This window comes from Halobellus marinus, from assembly GCF_032113415.1.
Classification (GTDB): Archaea; Halobacteriota; Halobacteria; order Halobacteriales; family Haloferacaceae; genus Haloquadratum; species Haloquadratum marinus.
In genome coordinates this window covers 1,165,737-1,183,382 of sequence record NZ_CP134946.1, presented here as the reverse complement: position 1 = coordinate 1,183,382, position 17,646 = coordinate 1,165,737, and the positions used below count along the sequence as shown (strand labels likewise).

Genomic DNA, 17,646 nt, shown 5'->3' with positions numbered 1-17,646 from the left:
TCGCCCGCCACCGTCGCGTATGAAACAGGCCATCGTCGCCCGTACTGACCTCGGGATGGGACGCGGCAAACTCGCCGCGCAGGTCGCACACGCCGCCCTGTCGGCCTACGAGGACACAGACGAGCGGACGAGAAAACGGTGGAAAGGAGAGGGGCAGAAGAAGGTCGTCCTCAAAGCCAGCGGCGAATCGGAGCTGTTCCGCCTCGCCGACGAGGCCGAACGGCTCGGGCTGCCGAACGCGATCGTTCGGGACGCCGGTCACACCCAGCTGGACCCGGGGACGGTGACCTGTCTGGCGGTCGGTCCCGGCGACGAGGCTGAGGTCGACCGGGTGACGGGCGATCTTTCGCTGTACTGATCGGTTCCGCCAGCAGGGCCGCCCGTGGGGCGGTGAAACGGCCAAACGACTTACCACGGGTCCGAACTGAGAAGCAGGCAATGAGCGATTCCGGGGGTTCGGACACCGAGTGCACGCTCCCGGCGATCGTGGACGACCTCGGCGACGCCGTGATCGTCCGCGACGCCGAGAGCGGCGCGACCGTCGCGGCCAACGACGCCGTCGAGGCGATCTTCGGTTACTCCCCCGAGACGTTCCGCGGTCTCGATCCCGCTGTCTACGCCGCGGATCCGGAGCGAGCGGCCGACGCGCGAACGGCGGCCCGCGGGGCGGCCGCGGAAACTGGCTCGGCGACCTACCTCTGGGAGGCCGAGCGAGCCGACGGATCGACGTTCTGGGCCGAATCCACTGTGTCGACGACGACGGTCGACGGGCGGGACTGCCTCGCGTGCGTCGTCCGGGACGTGACCGACCGCGTGGAGCGCGAGCGCGAACTCGAACGGTTCGGGGAGGTGCTGTCCCACGACCTCCGGAGCCCCCTGAACGCCGCCCAGGCGCAGGTGGACATCCTGCGGTCGACAGTCGAGGGTGGCGAGGAGTTCCTGAATCGGCTGGACCGCGTCCACGACCGGATGGCCGCCATCGTCGACGACGTCCGCACGCTCGTCGACGAGGGGGGCCGGGTCACCGAACTCACACGGGTCGATCTGAATGACCTGGTGACTGCGGCCTGGGAGGCGGTCGGCGGGGACGACGCCGGCGCGCGACACCACTACCGGGGCAGAGACCGGACCGAGGCCGAAGCGAAACTCGTCTTCGACGACAACCTGGGGACCGTCACGGCCGACGAGGGACGGCTGCGGCGCCTCTTCGAGAACCTCTTCGAGAACGCGATCAGACACGGGAGCGCGGACGGCGCCGACGTCACGGTGACAGTCTCGGCGCTCCCCGAGGGTGTCGTCGTCGCCGACGACGGCCCCGGGATCGGAGCGGCCGATCCGGATCGGATCTTCGAGTACGGATACACCACCGCCGACGGCGGGACGGGCTTCGGACTGAATATCGTCGCCGCCGCCGCGGAGGCCCACGGCTGGGACGTCACCGTCGGCGAGTCCGACGCCGGCGGCGCGCGGTTCGAGATTACCGGGATGGAGCCGGAACCAAGGACGGACTCCAGTCGGGAAACGCCAAACAGCGGCGTCGAAAGCCGGGACAACGACCGAGACGCCGCTCAGGGAAGCGAGGATGACAGCGCCGATCGGCAAGCCGACGACCGCGACGCCGACAGCCGAACGGACGGCAGCGGGGGTCAACGGCGAGGCAGGAGCAGAAACGACGCCGAGATGACGGAGACCCACAGCTTTGGCGGCTGAGTTGGCTCCGGAACCGGAGAGACCTTACTCCCCGGGCGGGAATCCCGACCCGACCGAATGCGCGAGGCACATCCGCTCGAACGGCGCGTCGGCATCGAGTACTACGACAGCGACGCCGACGGGACCGGCGGCCGCCTGCGAACGACGCCCGAGGACTTCCGCGTCCGCGAACTCGAACGGATGGAGCCGGAACCCCTCGCGTCCGACCCCGGTGACTATCCGCACCTGCTGATCCGGGCCACGCTGTACCGGTGGGACACGAACGACTTCGTCCAGCGCCTCTCGAACGCGCTGGGGGCGAGCCGCGAGCGGATCTCCTGGGCGGGGACGAAGGACAAACACGCAGTCACGACACAGCTGTTCACGCTCGCAAACGTCGATCCCGACGAGGTCCCCGAGATCTCCGACGCCGAAATCGAGGTCCTGGGCCGCGTCGGGCGCGAACTCCACTTCGGCGACCTGGCCGGCAACGCCTTTGAGATTCGTGTGCGCGACGCCAACGTCGGGACCGTCGAAGCGATTACCGACGAGTTGCACGCGCGGGTACACGGCGAACGCGAGAAAGCAAACAAAAGCGACGGCGACGCCGGGGAGCACCGCGGCGACGACGCAGAGGAAACGCGCGGCGGAGCAACCGACCCCGTCGACGTCGCGGTCCCGAACTACTTCGGCCACCAGCGGTTCGGGAGCCGTCGGCCCGTCACCCACGAGGTCGGCCTGTGTCTCGCTCGCAGCGAGTGGCGCGAGGCGGTGCTGACGTACGTCGGCAACCCCTCCGACGCCGAACCGGAGGCGACGCAGGAAGCCCGGGCGTACGTCGACGAGCAGGCCGAAAGTGCCGATCCTGACTGGGCCGGCGCACTCGATCGGATGCCCGGGGCGCTCCGCTTCGAGCGGTCGATGCTGCATCGCCTCGCGGCCGACGGCGACGAGACCCCCGCCGACTGGCGTCACGCACTCGAAGCCGTCCCGGAGAACCTCCAGCGGCTCTTCGTCAACGCCGCGCAGTCGTACGCGTTCAACTGCATCGTCAGCGAGCGGCTGTCCCGGGGGCTCCCACTGGCCCGCCCAGTCGCCGGCGACGTCGTCTGCTTTGCCGACACCGACGCGCCCGCGGGACTCTACCGCCCGGACACCGGCCGGACACAGGTCGCAAGCGAGCGCCGCGTCGACGTGATGCGTCGCCACTGCGAGCGCGGGCGGGCGTTCGTGACCGCGCCGCTCGTCGGCACCGAGACGGAACTGGCTGACGGCGAGCCCGGCGACGTCGAGCGCGCCGTACTCGACGACCTGGGTCTCGCACCCGACGATTTTGACCTCCCGGGCGAGTTCCACTCGACGGGGACGCGGCGGGCAGTTCTCCTGCGGACGCGCGTCGACGTCGAGTGTGAACCCACCGAGGACGCGTACGAACTCGGCTTCTCGCTCCCGTCGGGGTCGTACGCGACGGTGCTCCTGCGGGAGTACCTGAAGACGAGTCCGACCGAACTGTAGTACCACATAGCCGTGCTTTTGTTCGCCCGTCGTCTGCGTCCGGTATGGACTGTCGGCGGTGCGGTACGCCCCTCGAACGCCCCGGCGACTACTGTCTGGTCTGCAACACGGCCAACTGCGACGCCGTGGTCGTCGTCTTCGAGCGGGACCGCGCCGAACTGACGATGCTCGACGAGCAGACGGTCGTCGGCCGGACCGCGCTGACGACCGTCCCGGAGGAGGACCCCGAGGCGGAGGTCGTCGAACTCCGGAACTTCGCTGGTCGCGTCGCGGACGAGGTGCGTCGCAAGCGCCCGGAGACCGTTTTTGCTGCCGGGAACCGCGACGTCCTCCGGGAGGCACGTGCGCAACTGCACCACGAGTTCTACCGCATTGCGGGGGACGATCCCGTCGAGCGGGTCCTGGAGCGCCGCGGGGAGCGCTCGCTTGAGGTGGTCGAGACGCCGCCGCAGGAGAAACTCGGCGGCGCTCACTCGACTTTGATCGGCGGCCGTGCGGGCAGACGGGCTATCGGCGTCGTCGCCGGGCACCCGCACGTGAAGAAGATCGTGCCGGGGCCGATCGACGCCGGCGGAATGGGCTCGCAGACCGGACTGCGGGCGAAGGTGACCCGCGCCGACGACAACGGCAACGTCCGCTTGCTTTTGCGGGACGGATCGAGCGTCCAGGAGAACCGCGTCGTGACGACCGCGATGGACAGAGAGACCGGCGAGTTCGTCCGCGACGACCTCAACGACGCGCTCACCGAGGCGGAGTTGCGGGACGCATAGGAATCGCTGGCCGGGCGGTCGCCGGATATCTCCTCACCCTCACGTCAGGTCGCCGGATATCTCCTCACCCTCACGTCAGGTCGCCGGATCGGATCGCGTCTTCGGCCGCCGACAGCGCCGCCTCGCGGTCGAACTCGCCGGCGATCGCTTCCAGTTCCGACCGGGACGCCGACTGGAGGTCGCGGGCGTGCTCGGTGATGTTCGGCACCGCCCGGAGGATGTTGTCGACGATCGGGACCGACGCCGACTGCGCCGAGCGCGACAGCGGGTTCAGGTCGATCACGATCTCGGTTTTGCCCATCGCCGCGAGCGCTTCCGCCCGGTCGCCGTCCTCCAGCGGGACGAGTACCACGTCGGCGCCGCCGATGCCGTCGGCGTCGACCGTCGCGCGCTCGTGGTCGAGCCCCGGGATCCGGGCGTCGGCGGCGAGGCCACGCAGTTCGACGCCGGCGTCGTCGATCGATTCTGTCCAGTGTTCCCTGAGGTGGTCGGCGATGGCCTGCATCCGCTCGTCGGTCCGGTTGAAAAGGTTCACCTCGACGTCGGCATCGACGGCGGCGGCGAGTTCGAGGATCTCGCCGGGGACGAGGGCGGCGACGTTGCCGTTCACCGAGAGGACGGGCCGCTCGGCGAGCAGCAACACCGCGGCGGCGGCGCGGGCGGCCTCGTCGGCCGAGGGGATCGTCTCCTCGCCGAGCAGGTAGTCGAACGCCTCGCCGCGCCCCTCGGCGATCAACCCCTGCTTGCTCGTGATCCCCTTCTCGACGCCCGCCTCGATGCGGTGTCGCGTGAGCAGCGACTGGTACCGGGGGTGAGTCTCCGGAACGTCGATCTCGCTCATATCCGAGGATCCGCGGGGCGGAAGAAAAGCGGGCCGATTCGGCGGCGTGGTTCGCCCGCCTGCGTCCCCGCCTCCGCTCAGACTGTCGACGGTAACTGTTTCGAGAGAGGATGGACCCCGGTTACAGGGACGGACAGCCGACAGTGTCCAAGGAGTCATAGAAAACGTATCACGGTGTTTGTTTCACGATCTCACACTCGAATCAGCCGTGAAAGTCTGTGTGCGCACCTTTTTTCCGCTCGGGTCGGCGAAGCCGACCGCTCGCGCAAAAAATCTGCACCAAAAAGCCCGACGGCGACCGCCGGTCGCCGTCGGAGAACCGCTCGCTCACTCCGTTCGCTTGCGGATGCTATCGGACGGTAAACGCCCTGTACTGAGTAGTTCGCACAGAGGATAGACCAACCATTCTATGACAACCTCGACAGTATCCTAGCAGTCGTCGTCCCCACCGTCTTCCGCGAGAAGCGTCGCCCCCGCCGGGTGGACCGAACAGACCTCGGGGTCGTAGCCGGCCGCGGAGAGACCACCGTCGAACGCGAAGACCGTTTCGCCGAGCATCGCCATCGCGGCGTCCCCGCCCGCGGCACGGACGGCGGCGATCGCGTCGGCGACGTGGTCGGTGAGGAGGTCGGCCTCGCGGGCGAACCGGCGGGACAGCGAGACGAGACGCTCGGGGGTCGGCGCCTCTCGGAGGTCCGAGAGCGCACGTTCGCCCGCCGCCGTCAGGGCGGTCGTGTCCCCGGAGAGAATCTCCTCGGTCGAGACCCGGCCGAAGGAGACGTACTCGACCCGCGGACTGGCCGGGATGCCGTCCAGTTGCCCGTGGTCTGGGGCGCCGGGGTCGAGCCGGATCGGGAGTCCGCCGCGCGCCTGTGCGACCACGTCGCCGAGGCCGGAACCCGCCTCGACCTCGGCGCAGTGGGCGATCCGCACGAGGTCGTTTTCGCTCCGCCCTCTGTCGTAGGCCGCGTTGACCGCGTAGGCGGTGCCGAGCGCGATCGCCCCCGAGACGCCGAACCCGGCCCCAACCGGCAGCGGCGTCTCGGCGACGACCCTCGCGTCGGTCGCATCGAGAGCCTCGAGGACGCGGGCGGCGGCGTCGATCTCGATCGCCTCGCCGTTCAGCCTGACCTGGCGCGAGGCGTCGTCCGGAGTACCGCCGTGCCCGCCGCGCTCGACGCGCACATCGACGCCGTGCGATAGCGTGATCCCCGCGCCGCGGGAGCCCGCGGCTGCGGGGTTCTCGTCCGGATGCGCGCTGAAGAAGCCCGTCACGTGCCCGGGGACGAACGCCGCCTCATCATACTGATTACTCTCACTGTTTACCACCGAGCGCCACCCCCGTTGACGGCACTCGGTGGGAAGAGACGAAAGTAATCAGTATCAGTCATTGGTAGTCGGTTGCGCGGCCCCGGTTAAATCGGGCGCGGTTTCCGGAGCCGAACGGATCGGCTGGGGCATAGGTTCAAATACGATTACGTTGTAGTACAACGTATACGTGCCATCGATAAGCGCCCGAATCCCCGACGACGAACGGGACGAACTGGAGGAGGTCGCTGCCCTCCTTGAGGAGGACAGGAGCACGACGATTCGGAAAGCTCTCGACAAGGGCCTCAAACAGTTACGGGTCCGTGTCGCGGTCGAACGCTACCAGACGGGGGAGATTTCGGTCAACGAGGCAGCAAGAGTTGCCGGCGTTCCGCTCGCGGAGTGGCTGGAGATCTGCCGGGAACGAAATCTGACGACACAACTGTCGGCTGCCGATCTTGAAGACGACGCCGAGACCGCACTGGATCTGTGAATGAAGGTGTATGTGGACGCGACGACGCTCATCGCCCTGGAGAGAGTCGGCGAACTAGAACTACTGCTGAATTTCGACGGCCACGTCCTGATTCCGGGATCGGTCGCCGACGAGATCGGCGACGAACGGGCCGAACGGAACGTAGAGGCGCTTCTCGACGCCGATTCCGTGTCTCTGGCACCTGAAACGGAGTCGGGAGAGTATGATCGAACGGCCAGGGCTGTTCTCGGTGAGGACGAAACGAACGGCGACGTGGCGATCGTCGCGGCGGTGCTCCGGGCGGTCGAGCAGGATGAGTCCGTCGCCGTCCTCTCCGACGACCGACGGGTCAGAACCGTCGCCGGCGGATTCGACGCTGCGGTGACCGGCACGATTGGTGTCGTCATCCGCGCCGTCGACGAAGGGATGACACCCGAGGCGGCGAAGTCGCTCGTCCGTCGTCTCGACTCGGAGGGACTCCATATGACGGGTGAACTCCGCGAGACGGCCGATCGGTTGGTCGAGGAAACGGCCGAAGAGCGCGACTGATTCGCGGTCGACAGCGACGCTACGGGCTCAAGCGTTGCTTGTCTCGCGGGAACAGCGAGAGACTCTCTGCGTTTGTCTCTCTGGCCCCCGCTCGATAGGGAGCAACTCTACGGAGAGAGTCGCTGGCGATCTCGCGGGAACAGCGAGAGACTCTCTGCGTTCGTCTCTCTGGCCCCCGCTCGGCCACAACGGCCTCCGCCTTACGGCGAGAGCCGTTGTCGATCTCGTGGGAACAGCGAAAAGCTCGCTCCGCTCGCTTTTCTGGCTCCCGCTCAATCGGTAGCGACTCTACGGAGAGAGTCGCTGGCGATCTCGCGGGAACAACACGGCCTCCCGGATGTTGTCCAGCCCGAGCATCGTCATCACGAGCCGCTCGCCGCCGAGGCCCCAGCCGGCGTGCGGGGGCATCCCGTATTTGAACATCTTCGTGTAGTACTCGAACTGGTCGGGGTCGAGTCCCTGCTGCTCGAACCCTTCCACGAGGTGATCGTAGCGGTGTTCACGCTGGCCGCCGGAGACGAGTTCCATCCGCGGGTGCATCATATCGAAGCCCGTCGAGAGCTCCGCGTCGTCGTCGTGGTCCTTGATGTAGAACGGCTTGATCTCGGCGGGCCAGTCGGTGATGAAGTAGTGGGAGCCGATGTCGTCGCCGAGCGCGCGCTCGCCCTCGGTGGGCAGGTCGTCGCCCCAGACGAGCTGGACGTCGAGTTCGCCGGTGGCATTGATCCGCTCGATGGCCTCCTCGTAGGTGAGTCGAGGGAAGTCCCCTTCGGGAAGCGCGAAGTCCTCGGCGAGACCCAGGGTTTCGAGCTGTGACTCACAGTTTTCCGCGACACCCTCGTAGGCGCTCTTGACGACGTGTTCGCAGGCATCCATCGCCTCGGTGTGGTCGACGAACGCCGACTCGAAGTCGATCGACGTCGCCTCGTTGAGGTGCCGCGGGGTGTTGTGCTCCTCGGCGCGGAAGATCGGCCCGATCTCGAAGACGCGTTCGAGGCCGGAGCCGACCATCAGCTGCTTGAACAGCTGCGGCGACTGGTTCATAAACGCCTCCTCGCCGAAGTACGTGATCGGGAACAGCTCCGTGCCGCCCTCGGTGCCGGTGGCGACGATCTTCGGCGTGTTGATCTCCGTGCAGCCGAGACTGCGGAAGGCATCCCGGACCGAGCGGAGGATCTCCGCGCGGATCTCGAAGATCGCCTTCACTTCCTCCTTTCGGAGGTCGAGAGTTCGGTTGTCGAGCCGCGTGGAGAGCTCGGCGTCGACCTTCCCCGAGGGATCCAGCGGCAGTTCGGTGTCGGACTCTGCCAGGACGTCGACCTCGTCGGGGACGATCTCGACGTCCGTCGGTGCCCGCGGTTCCTCCTCGACGGCGCCGGAGACCGTGATGACGCTCTCGCGGGGAACGTTTAGCCCCGTTTCGACCAGCGTCTCGTCCATCTCGTCTTTCTCGAATTTGATCTGGATCTTGCCCGTCCGGTCCCGGAGGATGAGGAAGGCGATCCCGCCGAGATCGCGGATCTCGTGGACCCAGCCGGCGACGGTGACGTCGTCACCCGGCTCGGCGTCTGCCGTGAAGGTTCTCCCTTGCATATACCGTCATTCCGACCGCCCGGGCTTAAAAACGGTCGATTCGGGTTCGCTGGACATCGCCTCCCGGCTCCCCGGTCGCGCCCACCGACCGAGAGTTCAAATACCAGAAGGGACCCACTCCGGGGCGATGCACGGAGAGACCGCAGTCGACAGCCTCGTCGACGCGGGCACAGAAGTCGCCGGAGCAGTGTCGGCGCTGGACCGCGGGGAGTTCGACACCGTCGTCGTCGGAACGCTACTCGTATTGGCAGCTGGGCGCGTCCCGCTCCTGTGGCTCGTCCTCGTCGGCTACGTCGTCAGAGCGGCCCGCGAGGGGTCGGGCGGGGTCACCGGACTGGGCGACTGGCGACGCCTCGGGCGCACCGGGACCCGAACCACCGCGCTGCTCGCGGCGGTGGCCCTCCCGGCGCTCGTGGTGCTCACCGCGATCGGAATGCCCGACCGTACGGTCGCGGGCATCGCACACGGCGGTAGCGCTCGCGACGTCCCGACGCTCGTCGTCGCCGCTGTGGTCGCGGTCGTCACGTGGCACTGTGCGGTCGCAGGACTCCTCGCGATCGCGCGGACCGACATCCGCACCGATGTACCGCTGGTCGCCGGGATCCGGATCGCCCGCTCGCGGCCGGGGCGTCGGCTGTCGGTCGCCGTCGGTAGCCTCGCCGTCGTCGTCGCCGTCGTGCGGTTCGGTCTCCGTGCGCTCCCGGTGTTCGGGCCGCTGCTCGGCGCCGGGGTGACGTTCTTCGGCGTCGCGGTCGCCGCCGAACTCCTGCGGGAGCGAGTAGACGCACACGCGCTGCGGGCGGATCGACTGGCGGCGAGGGAGCCAGCGTCAGCAGGCGCGAGGAAGACCCGCAATCTCAGCGGCAGCGAGTGTCGGTCGGCAGATCGACCGGTGACGGCGCTACAACTGGATCAGGTCGAGGGAACGGCCGAACGGGAGGCGTGATTCCGTTCCGGAGACGTCGGCGGGGGCGAGGAAGGACGCCAGCAGACGAAACGACGGACGTGGCAGCGGCGGGGCCACGACGGGATCGAGTGAGGACCGGGCCGCGGAGTGACGACGCTACTCCGCGGGTGCCTCGGCGTGAGCGTCTTTGACGCCCTCGACAGTCTCGCTGACGGCGTCGACGCCCTCGTCGTGGAGCAGGTCGCCGACGACGATAGTGTCGGCGTGGTTGCCCATCTCGAAGGCGGACTCGTAGTCGCCGATGCCGCCGCCGTAGAACAGCGTCGCCTCGTCGAGCGTATCGCGGGCGGCACCGACCTTCTCGGTGTCGCCGAAGGTGCCGGAGTACTCGATGTAGATGATCTTCTGGCCGAACATCTTCTCGGCGACCGCCGCGAAGGAGGCGACGTCGTCCGCAGTCTGATCGGTGTCGGCCTCCGTCACCTCCGCGACGGACGCCTCGGGGTTCAGCACGATGTACGCCTCAGTTGTCGTCCGCTCCCAGTCGAGCGGCCCGTCGATCCGAACCCACTCCTTGTGCGCCCCGGTCACCCAGAAGGACGATTCGGCGTTGAACACCGTCGGCACGAGATAGCCGTCGAGCGCGTCGCTCTCGATCACGACGCCGGGGTTCGACGGCTCCTGATACAGCGGGACGTCGTAGCGTGCGCACGCGTCGACGACGCGCTGCATCTTGTCGGTAGTGATGTCCAGAGTTCCCCCAATCTCGATCGCGTCGGTCCCCGTCTGGCAGACGTCGGCGAACGTCTCCCCGTCGACGAGGTCTTTGTCGGGATCCACTTTCAGCACGTGGTCCCACTCCGTCCAAGGCCCGGTCATTGGAGGTACGTCTCCCGGGGAACGTTAAAAATCACGCGAAAGCGCGGGTATCGTCGGGCTCTGGAATAGTAGCGGTTGCAACCGCTACGATAGCTTACGCCGCTTCGTCGTCGCCGTCGGTGTCCGTGTCGTCACCGGAATCTGCGGCATCGCCGGCATCGTTCCGCTCTTCGTCGACCGTGATACTTACCGGCCCAGTGTCACCGCCGTCGTCGGCGTCGTCGAGGCGGTCGTCCAGGTTGAAGACGGTGTTCAACTCCGATTGAACCTGCTCGACGACGCCTTTGACCAGGTCGCTGGGTGCGATAGCGGTGTACTCGTAAGGGTTGTTGCCCGCACCGGAGTTCTCCCGCTTGCGCCGGGAGACCGTTTCCTCCTCGTGGAGTTCCGCGAGCGCCTCCCGGACCGTACTCGGGTACAGCCCCGTCCCGTCGGCGACCTCCTCGCTCGTCGAGTGGGGGTTTTGCCGCAGATAAACGTAGATCCGCGCGCGCGTCTCCGTATCGAGGAGCCACGCGAGCAGATCGACGACGCCCTCGTCGAACTCCGAGACCGCCCGGTCCGCCTCGGCTTCGATCCGTTCCCGCGCACCGGCCTCGCCGTCGTCGCCGACCTCGACGGGAACATCCTCGCCGCCGACCTCGACAGATACCTCGTCCTCGCCGACGACCGTCTCGCTTTCCTCGTGGGTCGATTCCTCGGCACCCTGCTCGTCAGACTCTTCGGTGGGTTCGTCGGAAGACATCGTGTTCTACCTCCAAGGTCAGAACTCGCGACGCAAAAGCCTTTCTCGGGGGTCAGTCGAGACGAAGCCGATCGCAGAGCGCATCGACACCGTCCTCGCGGCGAATCCGTCGCTGCCGCACTGCCCCGCTCTCGGCGTCGAACACCTGTCGCAGGCTGTCGGTCCCGAGACGGTCGGCCTCCGCCTCGACGAACTCCGGGAGAGAAACCGTCTCGGCGGCGTCGCGGGTGATGAACTCGGCGTCCCGCCCGTAACGCATCGCGTGCCACTTGTTGGCATCGAGGATCTCTCTGCGGACGTCCGTCCCCGACTCCCCGTCCTCGTACCGCGCTGCGAGGTCCTCGACGAGGGCGTGCACGTACCGGATGAACGCGACAGTACGGGCCGGGTCCGTCTGCGCGTCGGGCGTCCGGACCTCGACGGTCCCGTGGCCGGTGTGGGGGCGGACGTCGTACCAGAGTTCGCCGCGGTCTTCGATCGAACCGAGTGCGACCATCTGCCGCTCGAACTGGCGGTACGTCTCGAAGTCGTCGAACCGCGTCGGCATCCCGGTGTTCGGGAGCGCCTCGAAGATCTTCGCGCGAGCGGAGGCCAGGCCGGTGTCGAAGCCGTACCAGAACGGCGAGTTCGCCGACAGCGCGAGGACAGGCGGGAGATACCACCGGAGTTCGTTCGCGATCCACGTCGCCTTGTCGGCGTCGTCGACCCCGACGTGGACGTGCAGTCCAGCCGTCGTGTTCCGGTGCTGAGGGTACTGAATACGATCAAGCTGGGACTGGTAGCGGGGCTTCGTGGCGTGGGCGAGTTCACGCCACTTGGCCTCCGGGTGCAACCCGGCGGCTGCGATCCCGTAGCCGTGCGTCTCGGCGTGCTCGACGAGCGCCTCGCGAACCGCGCGGATCGTCTCGCCCGCCGCGTCGACGTCCTCGATCAGCGGGGTCTGCGTCTCGAGCGTGCATTTGAACAGTTCGTGATCGATGCGATCTTCGAGGATGCCCCCGGGCGGATTGTCGTAGACGAGATCGTCGGTCCCGGCAGTCGGACGGCCCCGGTCGTCGACGATGTAGAACTCCTCTTCGACGCCGAGGGTGCCCATCCGGTCGAAGGCGTCGGCCGACCCTAACTCCATCGCCCCGTGGTTTGCGGCGGCCGATTAAATATGTCGCGGGCCGCGACGAACGCTTCGCCCATCCGCGCCGCGGCGGAGGGGAGCAGAGAGTCGGTCATTGTTCCGCGTTCGGATCGTCCGTCCGCGGTTCGGCGACAACCGCGAGGTGGTCGTCGTGGAAGCGGTCCAGGCGGCGGGTCTCGCGGATCACGTAACCCTCGCGAAGTTCATCGAGGACGTCCTCGAAGACTGCTTCGGGTTCGTCGAGCACGTCTTCGCTGCGGGCCTTGATCGCAGCGAGTAGCCGCCCGTCGGGGGCGAGGAACTGGCGGTTTCGCAGCGCGACCGTCGCCTGCCCGCGCGTCGCGACGTCCTGCACCAGGCAGTCGAGGCCCGACTCGACGACGTGGGCGTACGTCTCGGGCCGGCGGGCGTCCTTCAAAAGCGGAAAGAGGTTCGGTCGCGACGCGGCGACGTCGAGGAGGTCCCGCGTCGGCCGCGGGGCGAACTCGACGGCGTACGTCGGCCCCGCGAAGTCGGCGACGTGCGAGACGGTCGTTCCCGAGGCCGCGCCGAGGTAGAGGACGCTGTCGTCGCCATCGAGGCCGACGTCCATCCCGAGTTCGAGCATCGCACCGAGCTTCGACCGCCCGGCGTCCCACGCCCGCCAGCCGTCGGCGTCCTGCGGTTCGCCGTACACCGGTTCGCCGCGGGTGGCGAGTCGCTCGCGCCCGTCGAAGCGCCGCCGTTCGACGCCCGTGGGGAGGTCGGCACTCATTCGCCCACCTCCCGCTCGCGGATCGTCGCCATCCGCTCGTCGAGGTCGTCGTGGACGGACTGCTTGTACTCGCCCGAGTAGTGGTCGATCCGCGCCGCGATCGCGAGTTTGCCGGCCAGCGCCCGCGCCGCGGAGCCGCGATTTTCCGGATGCGTGCCACGGACGTACTCGTGGGTGAAAATTATCCCGTGCTTCGGCGACGGACCCCGGCCCCGCAGGTGTGCAAAGAGGGCGTCCTCGGCGCCGAGGACCTGCACCGTGCCGGCGGGTTTCTTCGCCAGCGACTCCAGGCCGCCGGCCAAAGAGAGTAGCCGGGCCGCGAGGACCGGCCCGGCCATCGCCGCGAGGTTCGGCGCGACCTCTGGGGCCTGTGCTTCGACGAACGCGCGTAAGTCTGCGCGCTCGTCGTCGAGCGCGACGACGCGTTCGGCGAGAGAGACGACCCGCTCCTCGGCCGGAGTCTTGGGCGTCCACGACGCGACCTCGCGTGCGCCGTCGACGCCGCCGGAGACGTCGGCGTCGCGGCCGGGCGCGTCCGCCAGGGAGCCCGCCCACTCGGCGAGGCGCTCTGCGAGTTCGTTCGCGGTGCGTTCGGTGTCGTCCATAGCCTCAATACTATACTGAAGCTGTTGATCGTCTGATGTATCTCGGGCCCTTACAGCCTCGCGCGTGGCGTGGACTGTTGCCTCGTGTAAGGCCTCGTAGTAGTCGTCTTCGTCGGTTGCGAACCCCGACTCGATAGCTTTTTTTGGCCAATTCTGGGGTTGGTCGGCTTCTCCTTCGGAAATGGCGGTGGCTGCCGCTTCGATATCCCCCGGATTCAAATCCGTGAACCATCCCGCAACTTCGGGATTTTGACCGCTCATATGCTTCCTTGAATACGGACTCGTATATGTATTCGCGAACCCTTTTATTTCGAGTATCCTGCAGTTGATAGTACTCGTCAGGAGTCTGCAGCGGATTGTTTGCGTATCCAACAGGGCTTCAGACGTCCACAATACGGATATAAAGACTATTCTGTGCCAGTTTTATTTAGTCCTAATTTCAATTTGAAGGCTGTGTGAGGAGGAAGATACCCGGGTTGAGATTCGACATATTCCTTTAATCGAGATGGGCTGTTCGTGCTCAGGTAGCGAGATTCAGCTCGGCGTCTGTGACTCCTGTGGAGCCGCATACAGCCGCCTCGGAACTTCCAACGCTGAATCCGTTGGGAGCTATGTGAACTGTTGTATGACACCTCTTAGGGGTACAAACCGCAGCAACCGCCTCTACACGTTCTTGGGTCTGTCTTCTATGTGACCTTGGATGACCTCCGCGATAGCAAAGTTCTCTCGTACAGTCTCCATCTCCGCTGTGATAGTATCTCCCGGTTCCGTCTCTGGGACGATCACTACGTAGCCTCCTTCGATTTTGCCGACTCCGTCTCCTTGATCACCTAACCCTTCAATTTCGACTTTTCTGATGTCCCCTTCGTCTACGGGAGGGCCTGACTCCGATTCAACGGTTTGCTCACGATCCGACGAATCCCGTGTGGTTTCAGTCTTCTCCGAAGGGGTTGCTACCAGCGCTACCTTTTACACCTTATCAGCTGAGATCTCCCCCTGCTGAATTTCCTGTTCAGGAACCTCAAGCACGTATGAGTCATCTTCGTGCTCAACACTAGCGCCATACAGGCAGAGCAATTCTTCTGAGATCTCCATCTGACGCATACACGGAGTAGCAGGAGGGGCTTGAGTTTATTGAAGACTCACGTTGAGGCATCCTCAGTAAACAGTCACGAGCTGGAAATCTACGCGCCTTCAACCACTCAATGTTCCTGGTACTCGAACGTCTGAATCAATCAGCAATACACCAGTGCTCTACTGAGGGAACACATCGGCACAGAACCAGATCACTCACGCGGCCGGACGACAGCAACTGTGTGGGACGTATACTGACTTTCGTGTTCCTTCGCTCGACCGTAGGCGTCGTGCTTGTGTAATTCCTCGCTGAGGTCACAGTTATCGCATTTCACTCGATACCTCATACAAGAATATTATCTTAATGATTAATAACTGTGTGGGTGAGTACCACACGTTACGTACAGACGTGAATGTCTACGGCTAAGACTGCGCGAAAACCCAAGTAATAATGATTACTCTGAGTGTGTATCGTCGAGCGCTACCCCACGGTGACGGCGCTCGGCAGCAAGAGACCGGAGTGATCGTTACGAGAAGACCGGATTAAACGTGTAATGCTGAGTGAAGAGTTAGAAAATTGCTTCCCGATTTAGCCCGATAGTATGTATAGCGTCTCTTTGAGCATTGAGCGGCTTTTTGTTGATCCTGACTCTATACGAATACAAGATGACGCAGGAAACACTCTATCCAGTGTCGATAGGCTTACTTGATCTTGGATTTGCTGGAGTCCTCCTTCTGGTTGCTCCAGTGCTGGGAGTGATAATGGGTGTGATCGGTCTCCTTGTCGTAGGGACGTGTCTTGTTCAGCATTTGGGGCCCTCTCACACAAGATCTACACCCCGAGTAGCGGGTGATGTATAGCGGAAGGATATCCAAAATCCGGTTATAATCCTGACTCATTGAAGTGCGATCAAAATCGACTACCGCAAATCGTTCAGTACGTGCAAAAGATATTGAGGTAACAGTCCAACCCAGAATCCCACCAGACACCAGTACCTGCTGTTTCTGAGGCTTTGGTTTAGGTATCCATTCAGTTTTTTGTCGTGGCTGTTGAACCGACGAGTGCGTATGGTAACAGGTGACAGAACATTCCGAAAGGCTGTCGTTATCATCACTCTCGGGATGGTGGTCCCTGCGTTTCCAGTCGCCCTTGCCGGGGATTTCGTTGTCGCTTCGCTCAGTTATCGGGTGTTTTTGGGTTTAGTCGCAATCGCCTATGGCGTCACAGTAGTTGTCTTATTCGACCGGTTGTCGTTGGACCGTCTCACATTCATATTCACGTCACTCGTCTGGCCGTGGATGGTGTTCTTCACCACCCTCTTTGGCATTCTCTTACTGAATGAGGGCGAACAAATTCCACGAGGTCCCATTGCCAATATCGTACGTACCCTCTACGGAAATCACTGGATCTGGGGGACAGAAGCTCCTGGTCAGGTCGATTACGCCGCGGCCTTTATGATCACAGGCATTATCGCAGTAGCCATCTCATCGGTTCTTCAGCGAAAAGGTCGCCACTTGTCAGACCATATTTCGTAGCCCTTTGATAGGCCTTGCTCAGGACTGATAGTTCAGAGGAATTAGGGACCGAATCCGAGGAACCCAAGGACTATGAGTGCGATACCACCCAGTATCGCAGAGAACGCGGCCATAGCCGCGTACGCACGCTGTTCCTGTTTTGCCTGTTCGGGATCCGATTCCCACTGGTTGGCACTCGGATAGCTGCGGACTGACAACGGACGAGCAAGTGCGTATCCACCGACCAAGACACACAGGACGCCCGTCGCTTCTGTCAGTACCATTCTCTGTTGTCTAGTCAGGACTGGAAGCCGTGTAGTAAGTTTTCTGTCAGTCCCTTCCGTTGATAGCTACTCGACACGCAGGCAGAATCCCACGCCTGATTCCGCTGTGAAGCCGTGAAATAAACACCATAACAACTCTTCTATGACACCCTGGGGTAAAATCAACTGGGTTTATGCTATCAAACCATCTGGACAATAACCAATTGGCAGTTCTTACACACCTAATTTGTAGATCCGCTGGCGATAGATCGGCTCAATATCCTCGTAGTAGCTATGGATATAGTGGTCGATGCCACCCGCTGGATCGTTCACACCGCCTGCCGAAGTATCGCCCCGCATATACTTGATCAGCTCCCGGTTCAGATCTTCTTCTACCCGGTTTCAGAAGGACCTCTGTGGGGTTGAAGCTGCATCGCTTCTGGGCCGGACAAGAACGCTTCAAGTTTCAGAAGGACCTCTGTGGGGTTGAAGCCACTTCGTCGGCCACCGTCAGGATTGCCGACGGCCGGTTTCAGACGGACCTCTGTAGAATTGAAGCCACGCAGTCTGTCGGGACTGCTCCTTCGAAGAAGTCGTTTCAGATGGACTACTGTGGGATTGAAGCGGTTGGTAAGCCAATAGAGATCCAGTTCATACCATCGTATAATAGATATCGTCCTTTGTCGTCCATCGCCCGCACAGCATACTGTAACTGCTGGTCTCCGGCCGTCTCACGGGCGCTGACGGCCCGCCGCGTGGCGTGGACTGTTGCTTGGTGTAAGGCTTCGTAGTAGTCGTTTTCGTCGGTTGCGAACCCCGACTCGATAGCTTTTTTTGGCCACTTCCTGGGGCGGTCGGCCGTGCCGTCGGAGATTGTGATTGCTGCCGCTTCGAGGTCTCCGGGATCGAGGTCCGTGAACCATCCCGTATTTTCGGGATTTGAGCCGCTCATAAGTTGTCTTGAATTCGGACTCGTATAGGTATTCGCGAAACCGAAGGCTTCACCGTCCTTCGAGGCGGAGGCCCCGCCCTCAA

At 64.3% G+C, this 17,646-nt stretch carries 19 protein-coding genes; 8 read left to right on the top strand and 11 right to left on the bottom strand.

The genetic code is table 11. From position 1 onward, the window contains the following. Positions 1–19 precede the first annotated feature (19 nt). From pth2 to RJT37_RS06040, 4 genes are all read left to right on the top strand, one after another. Positions 20–358 carry a peptidyl-tRNA hydrolase Pth2 gene (gene pth2, locus RJT37_RS06055; protein WP_313688641.1) on the top strand — a complete coding sequence of 113 codons (339 nt, stop codon included), beginning with the start codon at positions 20–22 and terminating at the stop codon, positions 356–358. An 80-nt stretch (positions 359–438) separates the two neighbouring features. Continuing rightward, positions 439–1,710 (top strand): PAS domain-containing sensor histidine kinase, encoded by a 1,272-nt coding sequence (locus RJT37_RS06050; RefSeq protein ID WP_313688639.1) that lies wholly within the window; start codon positions 439–441, stop codon positions 1,708–1,710. Positions 1,711–1,767: 57 nt separating this feature from the next. Next, the gene (gene truD, locus RJT37_RS06045; protein ID WP_313688637.1) at positions 1,768–3,204 is read left to right on the top strand and encodes a tRNA pseudouridine(13) synthase TruD; all 1,437 of its coding nucleotides are present in this window, start codon (positions 1,768–1,770) and stop codon (positions 3,202–3,204) included. Positions 3,205–3,248: 44 nt separating this feature from the next. Beyond that, on the top strand, positions 3,249–3,974 hold the full coding sequence (locus RJT37_RS06040; RefSeq protein WP_313688635.1) for a DUF2103 domain-containing protein: 726 nt from the start codon (positions 3,249–3,251) through the stop codon (positions 3,972–3,974). A gap of 70 nt (positions 3,975–4,044) precedes the next feature. Here the strand turns inward: RJT37_RS06040 and RJT37_RS06035 are convergent, their stop codons facing one another. Together RJT37_RS06035 and RJT37_RS06030 are read right to left on the bottom strand one after the other, a co-directional pair. After that, positions 4,045–4,815: a 4-phosphopantoate--beta-alanine ligase gene (locus RJT37_RS06035; RefSeq protein WP_313688634.1), complete on the bottom strand. Its 771-nt coding sequence runs from the start codon at positions 4,813–4,815 to the stop codon at positions 4,045–4,047. Positions 4,816–5,244: 429 nt separating this feature from the next. Beyond that, positions 5,245–6,144, bottom strand: coding sequence for a pantoate kinase (locus tag RJT37_RS06030; RefSeq protein ID WP_313688633.1), 900 nt, complete (start codon positions 6,142–6,144; stop codon positions 5,245–5,247). A 169-nt stretch (positions 6,145–6,313) separates the two neighbouring features. On the opposite strand from RJT37_RS06030, the gene RJT37_RS06025 reads away from it, so the two are divergent. Beyond that, on the top strand, positions 6,314–6,616 hold the full coding sequence (locus RJT37_RS06025) for a UPF0175 family protein (protein WP_313688631.1): 303 nt from the start codon (positions 6,314–6,316) through the stop codon (positions 6,614–6,616). Continuing rightward, positions 6,617–7,144 carry a PIN domain-containing protein gene (locus RJT37_RS06020; protein WP_313688629.1) on the top strand — a complete coding sequence of 176 codons (528 nt, stop codon included), beginning with the start codon at positions 6,617–6,619 and terminating at the stop codon, positions 7,142–7,144. Positions 7,145–7,432: 288 nt separating this feature from the next. On the opposite strand, the gene aspS is transcribed toward RJT37_RS06020, so the two are convergent. Further along, positions 7,433–8,737: an aspartate--tRNA(Asn) ligase gene (gene aspS, locus RJT37_RS06015; protein WP_313688627.1), complete on the bottom strand. Its 1,305-nt coding sequence runs from the start codon at positions 8,735–8,737 to the stop codon at positions 7,433–7,435. A 127-nt stretch (positions 8,738–8,864) separates the two neighbouring features. On the opposite strand from aspS, the gene RJT37_RS06010 reads away from it, so the two are divergent. Then, the gene (locus RJT37_RS06010; protein WP_313688625.1) at positions 8,865–9,683 is read left to right on the top strand and encodes a DUF4013 domain-containing protein; all 819 of its coding nucleotides are present in this window, start codon (positions 8,865–8,867) and stop codon (positions 9,681–9,683) included. A gap of 117 nt (positions 9,684–9,800) precedes the next feature. Here the strand turns inward: RJT37_RS06010 and RJT37_RS06005 are convergent, their stop codons facing one another. The 7 genes from RJT37_RS06005 to RJT37_RS05975 all read right to left on the bottom strand — a co-directional run bounded on the left by RJT37_RS06005 (position 9,801) and on the right by RJT37_RS05975 (position 14,854). Continuing rightward, on the bottom strand, positions 9,801–10,523 hold the full coding sequence (locus tag RJT37_RS06005; RefSeq protein ID WP_313688623.1) for a phosphoglycerol geranylgeranyltransferase: 723 nt from the start codon (positions 10,521–10,523) through the stop codon (positions 9,801–9,803). Between the two features lie 94 nt (positions 10,524–10,617). After that, positions 10,618–11,268: a winged helix-turn-helix transcriptional regulator gene (locus RJT37_RS06000; protein WP_313688621.1), complete on the bottom strand. Its 651-nt coding sequence runs from the start codon at positions 11,266–11,268 to the stop codon at positions 10,618–10,620. Between the two features lie 52 nt (positions 11,269–11,320). Further along, positions 11,321–12,397: a glutamate--cysteine ligase gene (locus RJT37_RS05995; RefSeq protein WP_313688620.1), complete on the bottom strand. Its 1,077-nt coding sequence runs from the start codon at positions 12,395–12,397 to the stop codon at positions 11,321–11,323. Between the two features lie 94 nt (positions 12,398–12,491). Beyond that, a complete protein-coding gene (locus tag RJT37_RS05990; RefSeq protein ID WP_313688618.1) occupies positions 12,492–13,154 on the bottom strand; it encodes a fibrillarin-like rRNA/tRNA 2'-O-methyltransferase in 663 nt (220 codons plus the stop codon). Further along, positions 13,151–14,020, bottom strand: coding sequence for an NOP5/NOP56 family protein (locus RJT37_RS05985; protein ID WP_313688617.1), 870 nt, complete (start codon positions 14,018–14,020; stop codon positions 13,151–13,153). The genes RJT37_RS05990 and RJT37_RS05985 overlap by 4 nt, the downstream gene beginning before the upstream one ends. Positions 14,021–14,422: 402 nt before the next feature. Next, the gene (locus RJT37_RS05980; protein ID WP_313689882.1) at positions 14,423–14,602 is read right to left on the bottom strand and encodes a TRAM domain-containing protein; all 180 of its coding nucleotides are present in this window, start codon (positions 14,600–14,602) and stop codon (positions 14,423–14,425) included. A 126-nt stretch (positions 14,603–14,728) separates the two neighbouring features. After that, entirely contained in the window at positions 14,729–14,854 is a 126-nt protein-coding gene (locus RJT37_RS05975; protein ID WP_313688615.1) for a hypothetical protein, read from the bottom strand. 1,047 nt (positions 14,855–15,901) lie between these two features. Here RJT37_RS05975 and RJT37_RS05970 point away from each other — a divergent pair. Continuing rightward, positions 15,902–16,369, top strand: coding sequence for a hypothetical protein (locus tag RJT37_RS05970; protein ID WP_313688614.1), 468 nt, complete (start codon positions 15,902–15,904; stop codon positions 16,367–16,369). An 849-nt stretch (positions 16,370–17,218) separates the two neighbouring features. Here the strand turns inward: RJT37_RS05970 and RJT37_RS05965 are convergent. Then, complete coding sequence (locus RJT37_RS05965) at positions 17,219–17,563, bottom strand: hypothetical protein (RefSeq protein ID WP_313688612.1); 345 nt, start codon at positions 17,561–17,563, stop codon at positions 17,219–17,221. Positions 17,564–17,646 lie beyond the last annotated feature (83 nt).

Excerpts from the sequence above, each read along its gene's own strand:
- RJT37_RS05995 (WP_313688620.1), bottom strand. The coding sequence starts at position 12,397 with ATGGAGTTAGGGTCGGCCGACGCCTTCGACCGGATGGGCACCCTCGGC.
- RJT37_RS05985 (WP_313688617.1), bottom strand. The coding sequence starts at position 14,020 with ATGAGCGGTCAAAATCCCGAAGTTGCGGGATGGTTCACGGATTTGAAT.
- RJT37_RS05965 (WP_313688612.1), bottom strand. The coding sequence starts at position 17,563 with ATGAGCGGCTCAAATCCCGAAAATACGGGATGGTTCACGGACCTCGAT.
- RJT37_RS06050 (WP_313688639.1), top strand. The coding sequence starts at position 439 with ATGAGCGATTCCGGGGGTTCGGACACCGAGTGCACGCTCCCGGCGATC.
- RJT37_RS05975 (WP_313688615.1), bottom strand. The coding sequence starts at position 14,854 with ATGGAGATCTCAGAAGAATTGCTCTGCCTGTATGGCGCTAGTGTTGAG.
- RJT37_RS06040 (WP_313688635.1), top strand. The coding sequence starts at position 3,249 with ATGGACTGTCGGCGGTGCGGTACGCCCCTCGAACGCCCCGGCGACTAC.
- RJT37_RS06000 (WP_313688621.1), bottom strand. The coding sequence starts at position 11,268 with ATGTCTTCCGACGAACCCACCGAAGAGTCTGACGAGCAGGGTGCCGAG.
- RJT37_RS06035 (WP_313688634.1), bottom strand. The coding sequence starts at position 4,815 with ATGAGCGAGATCGACGTTCCGGAGACTCACCCCCGGTACCAGTCGCTG.
- aspS (WP_313688627.1), bottom strand. The coding sequence starts at position 8,737 with ATGCAAGGGAGAACCTTCACGGCAGACGCCGAGCCGGGTGACGACGTC.
- RJT37_RS06020 (WP_313688629.1), top strand. The coding sequence starts at position 6,617 with ATGAAGGTGTATGTGGACGCGACGACGCTCATCGCCCTGGAGAGAGTC.
- truD (WP_313688637.1), top strand. The coding sequence starts at position 1,768 with ATGCGCGAGGCACATCCGCTCGAACGGCGCGTCGGCATCGAGTACTAC.
- RJT37_RS05990 (WP_313688618.1), bottom strand. The coding sequence starts at position 13,154 with ATGAGTGCCGACCTCCCCACGGGCGTCGAACGGCGGCGCTTCGACGGG.
- pth2 (WP_313688641.1), top strand. The coding sequence starts at position 20 with ATGAAACAGGCCATCGTCGCCCGTACTGACCTCGGGATGGGACGCGGC.
- RJT37_RS06010 (WP_313688625.1), top strand. The coding sequence starts at position 8,865 with ATGCACGGAGAGACCGCAGTCGACAGCCTCGTCGACGCGGGCACAGAA.
- RJT37_RS06005 (WP_313688623.1), bottom strand. The coding sequence starts at position 10,523 with ATGACCGGGCCTTGGACGGAGTGGGACCACGTGCTGAAAGTGGATCCC.
- RJT37_RS05970 (WP_313688614.1), top strand. The coding sequence starts at position 15,902 with ATGGTAACAGGTGACAGAACATTCCGAAAGGCTGTCGTTATCATCACT.